11 protein-coding genes and 2 riboswitches are annotated in these 16277 nt (G+C 41.7%); of the genes, 6 read left to right on the top strand and 5 right to left on the bottom strand.

What is annotated here, in order from left to right; genetic code table 11:
* Positions 1-167: 167 nt before the first annotated feature.
* On the top strand, positions 168-1439 hold the full coding sequence (locus tag ACTXGH_RS02530; protein WP_439295940.1) for a ribonuclease D: 1272 nt from the start codon (positions 168-170) through the stop codon (positions 1437-1439).
* 28 nt (positions 1440-1467) lie between these two features.
* Here the strand turns inward: ACTXGH_RS02530 and ACTXGH_RS02535 are convergent, their stop codons facing one another.
* From ACTXGH_RS02535 to gcvT, 5 genes are all read right to left on the bottom strand, one after another.
* Complete coding sequence (locus ACTXGH_RS02535; protein ID WP_439260560.1) at positions 1468-2142, bottom strand: esterase/lipase family protein; 675 nt, start codon at positions 2140-2142, stop codon at positions 1468-1470.
* Between the two features lie 227 nt (positions 2143-2369).
* Positions 2370-5270, bottom strand: coding sequence for an aminomethyl-transferring glycine dehydrogenase (gene gcvP / locus ACTXGH_RS02540; RefSeq protein ID WP_439295847.1), 2901 nt, complete (start codon positions 5268-5270; stop codon positions 2370-2372).
* A 144-nt stretch (positions 5271-5414) separates the two neighbouring features.
* The gene (locus tag ACTXGH_RS02545) at positions 5415-6227 is read right to left on the bottom strand and encodes a nitroreductase family protein (RefSeq protein WP_439260562.1); all 813 of its coding nucleotides are present in this window, start codon (positions 6225-6227) and stop codon (positions 5415-5417) included.
* Between the two features lie 215 nt (positions 6228-6442).
* Entirely contained in the window at positions 6443-6823 is a 381-nt protein-coding gene (gene gcvH / locus ACTXGH_RS02550; RefSeq protein ID WP_075102841.1) for a glycine cleavage system protein GcvH, read from the bottom strand.
* A 168-nt stretch (positions 6824-6991) separates the two neighbouring features.
* Positions 6992-8182, bottom strand: a complete 1191-nt coding sequence (gene gcvT / locus ACTXGH_RS02555; RefSeq protein ID WP_439295846.1) for a glycine cleavage system aminomethyltransferase GcvT — start codon at positions 8180-8182, stop codon at positions 6992-6994.
* A gap of 162 nt (positions 8183-8344) precedes the next feature.
* Positions 8345-8496, bottom strand: a riboswitch (glycine riboswitch).
* A gap of 56 nt (positions 8497-8552) precedes the next feature.
* A riboswitch (glycine riboswitch) is annotated at positions 8553-8684 on the bottom strand.
* A 240-nt stretch (positions 8685-8924) separates the two neighbouring features.
* On the opposite strand from gcvT, the gene ACTXGH_RS02560 reads away from it, so the two are divergent.
* From ACTXGH_RS02560 to ACTXGH_RS02580, 5 genes are all read left to right on the top strand, one after another.
* Complete coding sequence (locus ACTXGH_RS02560; protein WP_299216653.1) at positions 8925-9245, top strand: YcgL domain-containing protein; 321 nt, start codon at positions 8925-8927, stop codon at positions 9243-9245.
* A 181-nt stretch (positions 9246-9426) separates the two neighbouring features.
* Positions 9427-10068, top strand: coding sequence for a hypothetical protein (locus tag ACTXGH_RS02565; protein WP_439260564.1), 642 nt, complete (start codon positions 9427-9429; stop codon positions 10066-10068).
* Positions 10069-10325: 257 nt separating this feature from the next.
* Positions 10326-11192 carry an AAA family ATPase gene (locus ACTXGH_RS02570; RefSeq protein ID WP_439295845.1) on the top strand — a complete coding sequence of 289 codons (867 nt, stop codon included), beginning with the start codon at positions 10326-10328 and terminating at the stop codon, positions 11190-11192.
* Between the two features lie 11 nt (positions 11193-11203).
* Positions 11204-12427 carry a vWA domain-containing protein gene (locus tag ACTXGH_RS02575; protein ID WP_439295844.1) on the top strand — a complete coding sequence of 408 codons (1224 nt, stop codon included), beginning with the start codon at positions 11204-11206 and terminating at the stop codon, positions 12425-12427.
* 1182 nt (positions 12428-13609) lie between these two features.
* Positions 13610-16240, top strand: coding sequence for a YadA family autotransporter adhesin (locus tag ACTXGH_RS02580; protein ID WP_439295842.1), 2631 nt, complete (start codon positions 13610-13612; stop codon positions 16238-16240).
* The last annotated feature ends 37 nt before the right edge of the window (positions 16241-16277 follow it).

The following is a 16277-nucleotide window of genomic DNA, read 5'->3' on the forward strand; positions in this document are numbered from 1 at the left end:
TTCTTTTATTGTCTCTAGGCGCTATTAATAGCGCTCTTTTTTCTTCTATTCTCTTCTATCTAAGCAGGTATCTGCCCGTGTCTGATCTAAGCTCTTTTGATGTAAGCGCTCAAACCAATTTATCTCAAGTTGATTTTTCGCAAGATGATTTGTCTCAAGACGATGTTTTGCAACCCGATGCAAAAGAAGGCGTTGACGGTGGTCAAACATATGCAGCTACTAATGTGGTAGACATGCCTGCCGAGCCGGATATTGACGCGTTGCTAGACATAGCAGATGAAGCATCTGTCACTTGGGTACGTGAGCAAGCGCAATTGGACGAGGTTATCAAGGCCTTGGAAGTTTGCGGGCGGGTAGCGTTAGATACTGAATTTATCAAGCGTGACACTTACTATCCACGTCTTGCTTTAGTGCAGCTTAATACTGGCGATCACATTTATTTATTAGATGCCCCGCAACTGCAACTAGCTGAACTATGGCAAGTCCTAACTGAAGTCGATGTGGCGATTTGGCATGCTTGCGGAGAAGATCTAGGTATTTTTTATCTACTCTCTGGCTGTCCGCCATTGACCAATATTTTTGATACGCAAATTGCGCTGTCTTATTTAACAGGTCAACTGCAAATGGGCTATCAGCAAGCGCTTGATGATCAGCTAGACATGCAAATTGACAAAGAACAAAGCCAGTCTGATTGGCTACAACGTCCATTGTCAGATGAACAAGAACAGTATGCAATCGATGATGTGCGTTTTTTACCAGCACTGTATCTAAGTTTGGAGTACGAATTAAAAAGACAAGGTCTATATGATTATGTATGGGCGGATTGTCAGCTCTATGCTCATGAGCTATACAAGGTGCAGCATGTTGAAGATGAAGCTATGTATTTGACGATGGCAGATTATCGTTATAATTCAGAGCAGATGGCTATACTAAAAGCAGTGGCTACTTGGCGTGAAGCGCTGGCACGTTCGACCAACCAGCCGCGTACTTTTGTAATTAAAAAACAGGCGGTGCGTGAGATTATCACCGAAAAGCCAACCAGTATGCGCGCGCTTGCCCATAAGACGACGATGCACCGCAGTATGTTGCGCCTTTATGGTGAGGAGCTGCTAAAGGTCATTAAAGAGGCAAAAAACTTAGCGCCTGCTGAGCATCCAGAGTGTCTACTACCGCCATACCGCTCGAAAAATAAAGTACTATCAAAAGCGGTACAGCAAGCGGTAGATGAGCAAGCTAAAGAGCTTGGTGTGCCGGCTAACGTGCTTATGCGTAAAAAATGGTTAGGTCAGCTTTATGAGGTTATTGCCTTCGATAAAGATTTGGCCGAATTACCAGAAGGTCTAAAAGGCTGGCGCAATGAATGGGTGATGCAAACTTTGATTCCAGTGATTGAACAACATAAGACTGAATTGCAGCAAGGGATGGGTATCAATGTTTAAATGTTTGGATATTTTTCTTGGTTAAATATCAGCGTTTAAATTTTCCGTGCTGCAAAAAGTGTTCAGTTTGCTTAGCCACTGTTTCATTTACTAACATGCCTGTATGCGAGACAGGTAAGACGATATGATCGGTGGCTTTGTCAATTTTAGTCTCTTCTACATATACCGTTCCATCATGCACAAGCGCTTGCTTGGGACTTGACTTGTCTGCTTTACGCAATTTTCGATTATGATACTGCAAAAACAGTTGCCCTAAACCATAGGGCTTATTACCCGCAATCACTCCCAAAGTAATATGTTGTGGCAATGGTGCCACCGTCCCATCTAAAGCATCGACGTATGAGCGGCCTACAATAGCAGGGGTTAATCGCCAAATATAATCGGCACAAACGCTGCCAACATGCGGTGTACCTAGGGTCACACAGCGTCCAATCTGCCACTTTGGATAATGGTAAACAAAGTCACGAATAATCAGCCCGCCTAAACTATGCCCCACCAAATCTAACGGCTGGTCGGGATGATGGTTGTTTTCAAGCCACGTATTAAGACGCTGACTATTGGTCGTAATACTGTCACGCATACTACGGTAGCCGTATTGATGAGTACTAAAGCCTGCGGCTTGCAAGCGTTTGGCCAATGGTCGCATAATCCATGCGGTTTGATGCAGACCATGAATAAGAATGACGCGGTTTTTTTGTTGCATTTTATCGTCCAAAAAGTGCATTAAATAAAGATCAGCAGTGCCTACTAATAAGTAACGAACATTAATAAGTAACGAATATGCTTTAGTATATCGTTAAATAATCGTGTTAATTGCTCATGTTAAATAGATATGTAAGTAGTGTACAAAATAAAAACCTCCAAATCAGCTACTGACTTGAAGGTTTGTTTTTATATAAAAGACTTAAGACGACTACCTGTTACCACATACTACATATAGTTTTCGATACTTGGGCAAGAGCACATTAGGTTCTTATCACCATAAGCGTCATCAACGCGTGCCACACTTGGCCAGAACTTATGAGCACGGACATAAGGCAGTGGGAACGCAGCGACATCACGGCTGTATGGATGCGTCCATTCGCTATCAGTGATCATAGAAGCTGTATGCGGAGCATTAACCAATGGATTGTCTTCAAGCGTCCAACCATCTTCGCCCGCTTTGGCTTTCATCGCTTCAGCTTTGATAGATTTTAAGGCACTAATAAAGCGATCTAGCTCTTCGACAGACTCAGACTCGGTTGGCTCAATCATCAAGGTACCTGATACTGGGAAGCTCATCGTTGGCGCATGGAAGCCGTAATCCATCAAGCGTTTGGCGATATCACTCTCGCTGATGCCTGTCTCTTCTTTTAGTGGACGAATATCAATGATACATTCGTGCGCGACTTGACCATTTTTACCCGTGTATAGAACAGGGTAGTGGCCTTTTAACTGAGAGGCAACATAGTTGGCATTTAATAGCGCAAGATTGGTCGCTTCGAGTAAGCCATCACGGCCCATCATCGCGATATACATCCATGAAATCGGCAAGATACTCGCTGAACCATACGGTGCTGCTGATACTGCTGAGCAGTCCTTTTGCGCATTATGGACTGGAGTAATGGTATGGTTGGCCATAAATGGCGCCAAATGTGCCTGCATACCGATAGGACCCATGCCAGGACCACCGCCACCATGTGGAATACAAAAAGTCTTGTGAAGGTTCATATGTAGAACGTCGGCACCAACGTCAGCAGGCTGCATGATACCAACCTGAGCGTTCATGTTAGCGCCATCCATATAGACTTGACCACCGTGCTTATGGATGAGGTCACAAATCTTGCGAATACCTTCTTCAAATACACCATGCGTTGATGGATAAGTAATCATCAAGGCGCCAAGGTTTTTGCTGTGTTCTTCACACTTAGCATTAAGATCATCTATATCTACATTACCGTTGTCATCTGTTTTGACCACGACGACTTTCATGCCCATCATCATTGCTGTCGCAGGGTTGGTACCGTGCGCTGATTGAGGAATGAGGCAAACATCACGATCTGTTTCGCCTAGTGATTCATGATAGCGACGAATTGCCAGCAGGCCTGCATACTCACCTGAGGCACCAGAGTTTGGCTGCATAGAGACATCATCAAAACCTGTAATGGCTTTTAGCTGCTCTTGTAAGCTATCAATCATATCGATATAGCCACCAACTTGGTCACGCGGTGCAAAAGGATGCACGTTTGCAAATTCAGGCCAGGTAATAGGTAACATCTCACTAGTAGCGTTTAGCTTCATCGTACAGCTACCAAGTGGAATCATACTGCGGTTCATCGCCAAATCTTTATCTTCAAGCGATTTTAAGTAACGCAGCATTTCATGCTCGGTATGATGCGAGTTAAATACAGGGTGAGTCAATATATCGTCTGTACGTAAATGCTCCGCATCTAAAGAGACAGAAGCCGTTTCGGGTAGGTCATGTGATTTATTGACAAACAACTGAGTTAAGACATTAAAGTCTTTTTCATCACTAATTTCACTAAATGATACACCCAGTTTATTTTCACTCAAACGCCATAAGTTGTAGCCAACATTGTCTGCATTCTCAAAGATTTGCGTGGCAAGCTTTGCTGAGCCACAATCAACTACCACGGTATCAAAAAACTGCTTATGAACGACGTTTAGTTGATTATCGCTATCTGCAGTGCTAATAACATCAGCAAAAGCAGTCGCAAATGCATGAATACGAGTAGCGATACGCTTTACACCGCTTGGGCCATGATAGACGGCATACATGCCAGCAAGATTGGCAAGCAATACTTGTGAGGTACAGATATTTGAGTTGGCTTTTTCGCGGCGGATATGCTGTTCGCGAGTCTGTAACGCCATACGCAGAGCAGTATTGCCTTGTGAGTCTTTTGAGACGCCAATGATACGACCAGGTGCGGAGCGTTTTGCTTTATCAGAGAAAGCAAAATAGGCAGCGTGTGGACCACCAAAGCCCATAGGAATACCAAAACGCTGCGTGCTACCTAGAGCAAGATCTGCGCCCATATCAGCAGGTGATTTTAATAATACCAAGCTCATGATGTCGCTGACGACTGACGTGTAGGTTTTATTTTGCTTAACGGCGCTAATAACATCGGTTAAGTCTTTAACATCACCCTCGACACCGACATATTGAAATAAGGCACCAAAGTAGTCACCAGATTTGGCCAGTTCAAAATCACCAACGATAACTTCCCAACCAAAATACTTAGCACGAGTATGGATAACGTCTAGTGTTTGTGGGTAGATACGCTCATCAACAAAAAATTGGTTTGATTTGCTTTTACTCATACGCTTTGACATAGCCATCGCTTCTGCAGCGGCAGTCGCCTCGTCAAGTAGCGATGCACCAGCCAGCTCAAGTCCAGTGAGATCAATACAAACTTGCTGAAAATTAAGCAAGGCTTCTAGACGACCTTGAGCGATCTCAGCCTGATAAGGCGTATAAGCAGTATACCAACCTGGATTTTCAAGTACATTACGCTGAATCACTGCTGGCATACGCACAGGTGAGTAGCCTTGACCAATATAGCTTTTATTAACGGTAATGTTGTCTGCCATAGTACGTAATTTGGCAAGCGCTGCATGCTCACTCATCGCAAGTGGCAAATCCAACTCTCTATGTATGCGTACTGGTTCAGGAACCGTATCATTAATAAAACTTGCCATGTCTTTATAACCAATAGCACTTAGCATATCAGCTTGCTTGGCATCGTTAGAACCTAGATGACGATAAACAAATTCAGTTTCATTAAATAAACCTTTAAAAGTATCAAAGGTAGGTTTTTGAGAATGAGTCATGAAAATCCTTAATAGACTTGGTAAAAAAGTAATAAGTTAGGACAAAAAAGACGGCATAAAATTGAGAAAATAACTTTAGACCAGACACTTATTAAAGGGTTAAAAATACGAGATAGACCGTATAAAGCTCAACAATAGATAAGGTTAAACATAGTGAACAAACTGCTTTTGATCGAAGCGAAACTGCGAGTGATAAATACCTTTATCAGAACGCTCACCTGCACCAATCATCATTACAATATGATGATCATCGCTAAGTTTGAGCAGCTTTTTCATTGCGGGCTCATCAAAACCGCCCATCGGACAGCTATCAAACCCATGTGCCCGTAGCGCTAGCATTAAGTTTTCAGCGGCAAGCGCCGTATTGTTTGTCGCCCAGTTTTTGACATCTTCAAAGGTATAGTAAGGCGACTTTATTGGACCTTTTACTCGCCTAGCTACTTGCGTTGCGCCCCATTTAACGACAGAGATTGCGTTTATCGGACCACGCAGAAAGTCTGCTGTGACTACTTTGGTGTAGTAGTCCGTCACTTTTTTGGGTACAGGCTTATCAGGATACTCACGCAAAACCTGCTTAGCGTGATCGTGCCAAATATCCGTACGTGCGACAACGGCAATCAAACGAGCAGATGTTTTTGCAGCATTTTGGTTCATACAGTTTTTGACAGCGCGTTTGCGACTATCTGCGCTATCAATCACATAAAACTCCCACGGTTGCAAGTTACTAGAGTTTGGCGCTAGCATTGCAAGTCGTAGGCAGTCTGCGAGCACATCGTCAGGAATAGGCGTATCGGTAAAGCGGCGTACCGAACGACGTGACTCTACAACTTCACAAAAGGCTTGTAGCTGCGAGGTATGGCTTGGCGTTGCTAGATTATCTGTTTTGGGATTTTCTGCTCGAATCTTTGGCGTGTCGGCTACATTGATATGGTTGTCGTTAGTATCTGCTTGACTCATATAAAGCTCCAAAACGTCGCGTTAATAGAAAAAACGATAAAAATATAAGCAAAAAAACAGGTAATAATAGGATGGTATAAATGGCGTTACGCGTTAGCCAGTTGGTTTTTTGATAAGGTTAACTATGTCTTATAAGACATAAGCAGACATCAGCTGACGCCAATATCTGCAGGTTTTTGATAGCTAACGTAGGTCAGCATAAAAGCTTTAAAAAATTATAGCTCGTTTTGATACTCTTCAGCCGTCAATAGTGCTTCGTAGTCGTCCAAGTTGTCAGGCTTCATTCTAAAGAACCAGCCATCGCCATAAGGGTCTGAGTTGATGATTTCTGGATCATCTTCTAGACTTTCATTAATAGCAACGACTTCGCCTGAGATAGGCGCGTACACATCAGAGGCCGCTTTTACTGACTCTACCACCGAGATTTCATCATCAACGACGATAGTGTCACCAACTTCTGGTAACTCAACGAACACCACATCACCAAGCAAGTCTTGGGCATGATCAGTGATACCAACGGTGATAGTACCGTCTTCTTCTAAACGTAACCATTCGTGGCTAGCGATGTATTTCAATTCTGCTGGAACATTGCTCATGGTGTCTCTCCTAAATGATAGAGGCTGGTTAATAGAACATATAAAAAATAAGAGCCAATAATAGGCTGTGGTCAATCGACACTTTCGGCGTTACTTTCGGCGTCGTTATCAAAAGTCTCGATTAACCCATAATCAAACAGTATTCGTTTAATTTAGTCAATATTAAAATCAGTCGAACTGCTGTTTACCATTGCGTACAAATGGTAGCTTAAGGACGCGTGCATCTACGAATTTACCTTTACCGCGCAAGTCAATTTGCACATTATCATCGTCTGATAAGCTGGCTGGGACACGGGCGATAGCGATAGAGTTTTTGAGGCTAGGGGAGAATGTGCCACTAGTGATAATGCCTTTTTGCTCGTTGTCCGCTCCTTGGTTAATGGTCACTTCCATCCCTTCACGCAAGACACCGCGAGTTGTCAATAATAGACCAACTTGTTTCATTGCAGTGCCGTCTTCTTTTGCTTGCTTGCGCTGGTTGACCAAGGCTTCACGACCAACAAAGTCGCGATCGTCTTTTAGCGCAAGTGTCCAGCCCATATTACATTCATAAGGGCTAATGCTCTCATCCATGTCATGACCATAAAGATTCATACCGGCTTCTAGACGTAGCGTATCACGTGCGCCAAGCCCCGCAGGCTTGATGCCGTGGGCTTTTAATAGCTCAAAAAAAGCTGGCGCGTCATCAGCATGCATAATGACTTCAACGCCATCCTCACCCGTATAACCAGTACGAGCGACAAACCAATCTGTACCCTCTATGTCGGTAAGATCAGCACCAACGAAAGGCTTTAATTCGTCAAGAATAGCGCTCCAGCTCGGTTTGGCTTGAGCCAGTTTTGCAACTGCATTTGGCCCTTGGACGGCAAGCATAGCAAGCTCTGAACGCTCAGTAATCGTAATATCGAAAGCGTCAGCAACTTTATTAAAATGAGCGATATTTTTATCACGAGTACCTGCATTGGATACGATACGATATTCAGTCTCATCAGCAGTTATTAAGTAGACGATGAGATCGTCGATGATACCGCCTTGCTCGTTAAGCATAGGAGAGTATAAAGCTTTACCGACTGTTTTTAGTTTATTGACATCGTTTGCTAGCAGTTTTTGCAACCATGTTTTGGCGTCTTGACCTTTGATATCAGTCACGACCATATGTGAGACATCAAACATACCAGCATCAGTACGTACAGCTTCATGCTCTTCAATTTGTGAGCCATAATGAATTGGCAACTCCCAGCCCGAAAAATCTACCATCTTACCATCACTATCGACGTGAGACTGATATAGAGGGGTGCGCTGAGGAGCTTGGCTAGTATTGTCTTGAGAGCTGGAGTTTTGAGAATTGGTATCGGTCATAACAAATCCTTGTGTATACGCTATCGGCCTTTTATAAAGGTACGAGGATGATGAGCGTCATTACAGTAGAGAGAAGCAAAATTGCAAGGCGCAAACATTGCTCCAAAGGGTAGCAAAAAATAAAGCAATAAGCCAAACAGACGCATAACGTCAGTTTAAACAAAAGCCCTATCTGTCCTGTGACCTGAGATTTTCAACACGATAGCTATATGTTAGCAGTTATGACTCGATGTGAGCATACAGTATCGTATTTTCTCCCCTTCGGTGGGTAAGGCGTCGTTGCTGGCTCCTTACCTCTCTCCAGATTTGTTATGTCGCTTGTGTATGATTGCAAAATTCAAATAAAAAGTGCAAATAAACAACGAGGGACATGCGTTTTTCAGTCCTTTTACCTGAGCGATTGGCAGGGTAGATGCGCCTTCGGTGGTCGTATAACAATACTGATAGTGCCTTATAAATACAGGGCGCATACTGTTAAACGACTCTCTCCTGAAAAACGCTATTATTATGAAAGGTTAGTCGCGCTTTTACAAGTCATCAATGGGATTAATATTAACAATTCTATAAAAACCTAACATTTAATAGAGACAAGCAGCAAAAACCAAATAAAGTTGTAATACTAAAAGTCACTATTGATAACAGAGCATGCCATGATAGGCTATAATTCTATTATTCATAAGCATTTTTTATATCAATTGTGATGTGTAATTTGCTTTCATTTTTAGTGTTAGATAGGTGTTTTATGCATTGTGATATTTATAAGTTCCCCAAACATGACGATATGTATGTCTATATTGCTCGTCCTGATTACCCTGACGACACTGACGAAATTAAAGATTGGTTAAGTGTGTTGCCAAAGGATTTTAGAGCCGGTTTGGGTGTGAGCAAGTTTGTTATGCATTTAGATTTAGAGACGACGCCAACGCTTGCTCGCGTCGATAAAAAGGATGTTTTAGCAAAACTAAAATCACAAGGATACTTTGTTCAGATGCCGCCACAAGAGGTGATGCGTCGTCAAGCAGCGCTACGTGCCCGTGAGGCTCAAGACAATATTTACGATTGAGCATCTATATCGTGATAAACTGATCATTTATCAAACTTGTATATTGGTGCCAAGTTGCTGGTCAACTGAAAGACCATGTAGTCAGCAATTTCGCTATCAGTTGATAAGATCATTGTCATCGAATTACAAACCAAGCGATTGATAAACCGAGCAACTTATAAACTTAGGTAACTAAACACGCATGGACTGGTTAAAAAGTATCTTAGACAGCTTACCTTTAGAAAAGCTGAGCGATCTTCTTGGTGAGATTGTTATTTGGTGGAGTCAGATGGTCAAAGACGTGCCACCTGCTGACTTGCCAATGTACGCATACCTTGGTGGTTCTATTATAGTATTATTACTTTGGATATTGGTGGCGCGTATGCTGCCACGTCCATTAGGTGGCATGAGCTGGATGGTTCTGTTTGCAGTTTTATTAGCTCCAGGAACTGCACTGAGTGATCCTAGTGTTATTGCACCAGCGAGCATCAGCGTGGTTTACGCTATCATGATGAAAGACATGACAGGGGCCATTACCAATGCATTACCCATTCTAGTGGTGTTGGTTGCAGGGTTGTTTTTAGGTTTTGTCTGGCAGCTTATTCGCGGAGCTTTTGAGTCAAGTTTGGATAAGGCTCGTCATCGTAGCGCTGAAGACACACAAGCCAATCTACAGCTGGCAACGGGTAATTATATAGGCGAAAAAGACTATGCAGGTGAGACAAATAATAAGTCTTTGCCAGTGAATACTCCAGTAATTGATAAGGCTACGACCAAAGGTACTCTTAATACTAAAACTGAGAAAACTGCTAAAAGCAGTTCAGTCGATAACGATAAGAGATGATGCTTCTTGGCTAGTACTGACTACAAGTTGTAGAAGTCTAACTCTATATATAACTACATGATAGATATTGAGTGACATAAAAAAGACACCTGTGCGTGTCTTTTTTTATGGTCATAGATTTGTTTTATCGTCATAAAACATTTGAGCTTCACTGGTAACCGCGACGCATGAGTATTTGGGCATTAAGATACGCTGTGCTAATCTAAACCATTAATTTTCTATCATTTCACATTGATAACAACGACAGAGATCTTACCATGAGTACTGATAATAAGACTGCAAAACCGAGCTTTACAGGCACCAGAAGCTATATTGCCACTGATGATTTGCAACTAGCAGTTAATGCAGCAATGACGTTACAAAAGCCGCTGCTAATCAAGGGTGAGCCTGGCACAGGTAAAACGCTACTTGCAGAAGAAGTGGCTAACAGCTTAGGCATGCCGCTTATCACCTGGCATATTAAATCGACTACTAAAGCTGAGCAGGGACTGTATGAATACGATGCAGTATCGCGCTTGCGTGATTCGCAGTTAGGGGATGATAAAGTATATGAGATTGGCAACTACATCAAGCCTGGTAAGCTTTGGGAAGCTTTTACCAGTAAAGATCGTAGCGTGCTCCTCATCGATGAAGTGGATAAAGCAGACATTGAGTTTCCTAATGACTTATTGCATGAGCTTGATAAAATGTCGTTTTATGTTTATGAGACAGGCGAGACCATTACTGCCGAGCAGCGTCCTGTGGTCATCATCACCTCAAACAATGAAAAAGAGCTGCCAGATGCCTTTTTGCGTCGCTGTTTTTTTCATTATATAGACTTCCCAGAAGAGCAAACCATGCGTCAAATTATTGAAGTGCATTTCCCTAATATCCAAGAAAAGTTAGTCAATGATGCGCTCGATATCTTTTATAAACTGCGTAATATTCAAGGTCTCAAAAAGCCACCGTCAACCTCAGAGTTGGTTGATTGGCTAACTTTACTGTTGGCTGATGATATGGCACAAGAAGAATTAGAAGAAAATCTGCGCGGCGAGAAGTCCATTCCGCCTCTATACGGTGCACTGCTAAAGAATGAAGCTGATGTAAATTTATTACAGCGTTTTGCAAATATGATGCGCCGCTAAGGTTAAACACTATGTTTATCAAACTATTTTATACCCTGCGGACTTATGGTGTGCCAGTCAGCACGCGCGAGCTACTGGATTTAAATGCCGCGTTAGATCAGGGTCTAATGATGCAGCCGCATCCTGAGAATCCAGCGCTGTCTACCTTTGCCAGTCGAGAAGATATGTATCGTCTTATTCGTCTATGTATGGTCAAAGATGAACGCCATTTTGACAAGTTTGATCGCGCCATGGCAGATTATTTTGAAGGAATCGATAGCTTAGATATTGATGAGCTAATGGCAAAGTTGACGAATGTTCCAAAAGAATGGCTCGATCTCAAACTAGATCCCAAAAACCTAACAGATGAACAGCGGCGTTTATTAAAAAAATATGGCTCGCTTGAGGAGCTGATGAAAGCACTTGAGGAGCGCTTAAAGGAGCAAAAAGAGCGTCATCAAGGCGGTAGTAAATGGGTTGGCACAGGTGGTAGCTCGCCATTTGGCGCTTACGGCGATCATCCAGAGGGCGTACGCGTCGGAGGGGAGTCACGCAAGCGTAGTGCAGCCAAAGTCTGGGAGCAGCGTAAATATCGCAATCTTGATGATGATAACCTGCTCGGTACGCGACAGATTCAAATGGCACTTCGCAATTTACGCCAGTTTGCGCGTACTGGTAGTGCTGATGAACTTGACATCAAAGAAACAATCAAGCGTACTGCTAAAAAGGGTGTGCTCGATATTCATATGCAAGCGGAGCGTCGCAACCGTGTAAAAGTACTGATGCTATTTGATGTGGGCGGCAGTATGGATATTCATGTGGAAGCACTAGAAAAGTTGTTTTCTGCTGCGAAAAATGAATTTAAAACGTTAGAGTTCTTTTATTTTCATAACTGTCTCTATGATTATGTCTGGAAAGACAACGATCGACGTCATAGCGCACCGATGCCAACTTTTGAGCTACTAAATACCTATGGTCGCGAGTATCGAGTAATATTTGTCGGTGATGCGTCTATGTCACCTTATGAGTTATTTTCAGTCGGCGGCAGTGTCGAGTACATGAATAATGAGGCAGGTATAGTATGGTTAAAAAGAGTACTGGCTCACTTTGATAGAGTCGCCTGGTTAAATCCTGAAACCCCAGCTTATTGGAAATATACCCAAACTATTAATGAAATTAAAAAGGTATTTAATGATCATATGTATCCTATGACATTGCATGGAGTAGAAGACATGACCGCTTATTTAGCACGTTAACCCATTGTCTTATATACCTACTTAATTTCGTAAATACAGAATCATTAATTTAAAAATACCACTACTATAATTTATGGTAGTGGTATTTTGTATTAGAATTGATAAATTGAATATTCTTCAATAATCGAATTAAGGTTAGCTAAAGACAAATGTTCTTAAAGTTAACAATTTGTAGATAAAAGCTTTTATATACTAACAGCATATAATTTCATTTCTATTGACTATTTCTTATTTGTATGAGTTTAATTAAGGCAGTGAATTTAGAGCATACTTTATGAAATATTTGCATAGCAATCTTGAGCTCAGTCATAAAAAAGAATAGCAATTTTGATAAAATAATTTGATTAGGAAAACTTATTAATAGTAATTTTTTATTTGGTGTATGAGTTTTTGCACAGTGATTGCTTTTTGAAATGCTAGAGGGTGTGCTTATCGCTACTTAAGCCAAACGAAGAATTTTTTAATAATGTTATTAAAAACCATAACTTGTAGGTTAGCCATAGTGAACTGTCTGAATAGCCGATAAATGGACGTTTTTGGGCAATTAACCAATAAGGAACTATAATACTTTTTGATCTATTGTATATTGTAGGAAATATAATCTGACTGACAGTTACATAGGATGATGTTCTATCAAAAAAACTACTATTATATGGTTATATTTTTAAAATTAGTAACAAACATACCTGCTTAAATAACTAATTGTAAAAACAAACTTTTATATTCTCTATGAGAAAATATAAAAAAGAAGACTTTGAGTCATTTTGGACTTGAGGTCTTTTTTTATGTCTATCGCCGGTGCATATAGCCTTTCACCATACAAAATCTCTATTTTAATCAGATTTTATCTAAGGAATTACTTCTAAAATACTAACTTACTTTGTTGTTAATATGTAAATAAAAGGATAAACGGTTGTAAATAATCGCCTAACGGTATTGTTTCTATATATGTATATCCGTTAAGATGAATGCATATATCCGGAATTATGAATATATATGGAAACAGTCAGTTTACAATACAAAAATTTTTCGCTTCTTAATGCTTAATAACGGGTTACATCTTAACAAGATGTTACGTATATGTAAGTCTAAGGCCCGTTATCTTTTGTTATTTAGACTCTCTGTAACATAGATTTTGGTTTTGTTTTTTATATCTAATAGATCTATTTGGGAGTATATATTATGAATCGCAGTTATAAAGTCATATGGAATGAAGCGTTGCAATGCTTTACAGCAGTTGCTGAAAATGCCAAAGAGAAGGGTAAGTCATCAAAGTCTTCTATCAGTGCTTCAGCTCTAAAGACTGATATAGGGACACAAAGCGGCCGTAGTCTACGCCTAAATGCATTACGTTCAGCACTTATTGCCGTCGGCTTGACAAGTTTGGCAATCGGTATGTCTTCACAAGCTATTGCTGCTGTCGGAGTGAACGGCGGTACAGGAAGTGGTACAGCTATTTCTGAATGTACTAATGATAGCCAAGCAAATTCAGGCACTAATAAAGAAAATATCGCTATTGGCTGCGAATCTTCTACCAGCAACAAGGGATATCAAATCGCTGATCGTGGCAACCCTTACTATACTGATAATGAATTTACGCCTGGGATGAAGAATGGAGGCTCCGTCGCGATTGGAACAGGTGCAAGTACAGAGCATGTATTTAGCGTAGCAATAGGTGAATATGCAAAAACGACTAGTGGCGCTGGTGTGGCTATAGGCGTTGGCTCATTATCTGAAGGCAATACTGCATTAGCGATAGGTCGTCAATCAGTTGCTAGAGGAGACTACTCACAAGCCATGGGTAACGTCGCTTCTGCTACAGGCGATGGATCGTTAGCTATAGGACACTCTACGACTGCAACAGGTTATCGAGCGATAGCTATTGGAGCTGCAGATATCGAGAATGCTACGCCAAGTTTTGGTCAGTTAGGTGCCAATTATCAATCGGTAGACCAAACTACAGCTTCTGCAAAAGACTCTATTGCGTTAGGTAGTGGCGCGCAGGCTAGCACTGAAGGCGCTGTGGCATTAGGTCGAGGGTCTAATACTCAAACCGATGCAAATAGTGTCACTAGCGCAACTGTAGGCGGTGTCACATTTGATAACTTTGCTGGGGCAGCTAACGCCGCAGGAGATCAAATCTCTGTGGGTGCTAGCGGACAAGAACGTCAAATTAAAAACGTGGCAGCAGGCGATGTCATGGAAACCAGCACAGATGCTATCAACGGTAGCCAGCTATTCTCTGTCGCAGATACGTTGAATACTAACATTGCTGGTAATACGACTAACATCACTAATAATACTAATAGAATTAATGACGGTATCAACTTTGGTAATGGCGCTACAGCTAATAAGTTTGAATTGGGTGACACCATTAATGTTATTGGTGATGAAAATATAACCTCTACGACAACGACTAATGGGGTACAAGTTCAGCTAAACAGAGACGTAGATTTGGATAGCGTCACTTTAACTGGTGGTTCTAACCAAACGGTCAGACTGAGTAACAATGGTCTTAATAATGGTGGTAATAAAATCACCAATATCGGTAGAGGCACAGAGGGGTCAGATGCAGTCAACGTTGACCAATTAAATGAGGTTAGAGACAGTGCTACCTCTGCTAACCAAGGTTTCAATGTTAGTGCCCAAGGTGGTAATGAAAGTACTGTTAGACCGGGTGATACTGTTGATTTTAACAATCAAGATGGCAATATTGTGGTCTCTAAAGACGCCAATAGTAACAATGTAAGTTTTGATTTAAACAAGGACGTTAATTTAGACAGCGCCACCTTTGGCGATGTAGTGATCTCAGCTAATGGTCTAGATAATGGTGGCAATAAGATCACTAACGTCGGTAATGGCACTGTAACAGCAGGTTCTAGTGATGCCATAACGGGCGATCAGCTCAACAGTACAGCAGATGCTATTGCCAGCGTTATCGGCGGCAATGCAGTGAACACAGGCGGCATCATTACGACTACTGATATTGGTGGTACTGGTCAAGATACTATCGATGGCGCTATCGGATCTATACAACAAGGTGTGACGAACACTAATACTCAAGTAAATACTAATACGACTAACATCGCTAACAATACGACCAATATTACTAATAATACCAATCGACTGGATGGCGGATTAAACTTTGGTGCGGATAGTGGTAACAATATTAATAAACCAATAGGTGATGATAGCGTACTTGGCTTTGTAGGTGGTAACAACATTACCACTACTGCTCAAGGCAGTAGTATTAGATTCGATCTAAATAATAATATTAATGTAGATAGTGTGACTACAGATAAAGTGGTCGCTGGCAATACTACTGTTGATGATAATGGTCTGACCCTAACAGGTGGGGATAATCAAGAGGTCAAACTGAGCAACAACGGTCTAGATAACGGTGGTAATAAAATAACCAACGTAGCTAGGGGTGAGGATGACAGTGATGCTGTCAACAAAGGTCAGCTTGATGAGCAATTTGATAGTATTGACAGAGTAATCAATGGTCAAATTGCTGATATGGACTCAAAACTTGAGGGCAAGGTTGATTCGCTAGGTTATAGAATCGACGATGTTGAAGACGACGCCAATGCAGGTATCTCGGCTGCAATGGCAATGTCTTCATTACCGCAAGCTTATATTCCTGGTAAATCGATGGTAGGTGGCGGTGTGGCATCATATAACGGGGAAAGCGCAGTTGCTATCGGTGTGTCCAGAGTCTCTGATAACGGTCGCTGGGTGATGAAAATAAATGGTACAGCAGATACTCAAGGCAATGCTGGCGGCGCTATTGGTGCAGGCTTCCATTTCTAATCCAATCCAACCTATTTTGACGATGTCTGTACTCTGA

Source organism: Psychrobacter sp. 1Y10, assembly GCF_052259005.1.
In the GTDB taxonomy this organism is placed as follows: Bacteria; Pseudomonadota; Gammaproteobacteria; order Pseudomonadales; family Moraxellaceae; genus Psychrobacter; species Psychrobacter saeujeotis.

Bases quoted from the DNA above. Each gene is read 5' to 3' on its own strand.
- ACTXGH_RS02535 (WP_439260560.1), bottom strand. From the start codon at position 2,142: ATGCAACAAAAAAACCGCGTCATTCTTATTCATGGTCTGCATCAAACC.
- gcvP (WP_439295847.1), bottom strand. From the start codon at position 5,270: ATGACTCATTCTCAAAAACCTACCTTTGATACTTTTAAAGGTTTATTT.
- ACTXGH_RS02545 (WP_439260562.1), bottom strand. From the start codon at position 6,227: ATGAGTCAAGCAGATACTAACGACAACCATATCAATGTAGCCGACACG.
- gcvH (WP_075102841.1), bottom strand. From the start codon at position 6,823: ATGAGCAATGTTCCAGCAGAATTGAAATACATCGCTAGCCACGAATGG.
- gcvT (WP_439295846.1), bottom strand. From the start codon at position 8,182: ATGACCGATACCAATTCTCAAAACTCCAGCTCTCAAGACAATACTAGC.
- ACTXGH_RS02560 (WP_299216653.1), top strand. From the start codon at position 8,925: ATGCATTGTGATATTTATAAGTTCCCCAAACATGACGATATGTATGTC.
- ACTXGH_RS02565 (WP_439260564.1), top strand. From the start codon at position 9,427: ATGGACTGGTTAAAAAGTATCTTAGACAGCTTACCTTTAGAAAAGCTG.
- ACTXGH_RS02570 (WP_439295845.1), top strand. From the start codon at position 10,326: ATGAGTACTGATAATAAGACTGCAAAACCGAGCTTTACAGGCACCAGA.
- ACTXGH_RS02575 (WP_439295844.1), top strand. From the start codon at position 11,204: ATGTTTATCAAACTATTTTATACCCTGCGGACTTATGGTGTGCCAGTC.
- ACTXGH_RS02580 (WP_439295842.1), top strand. From the start codon at position 13,610: ATGAATCGCAGTTATAAAGTCATATGGAATGAAGCGTTGCAATGCTTT.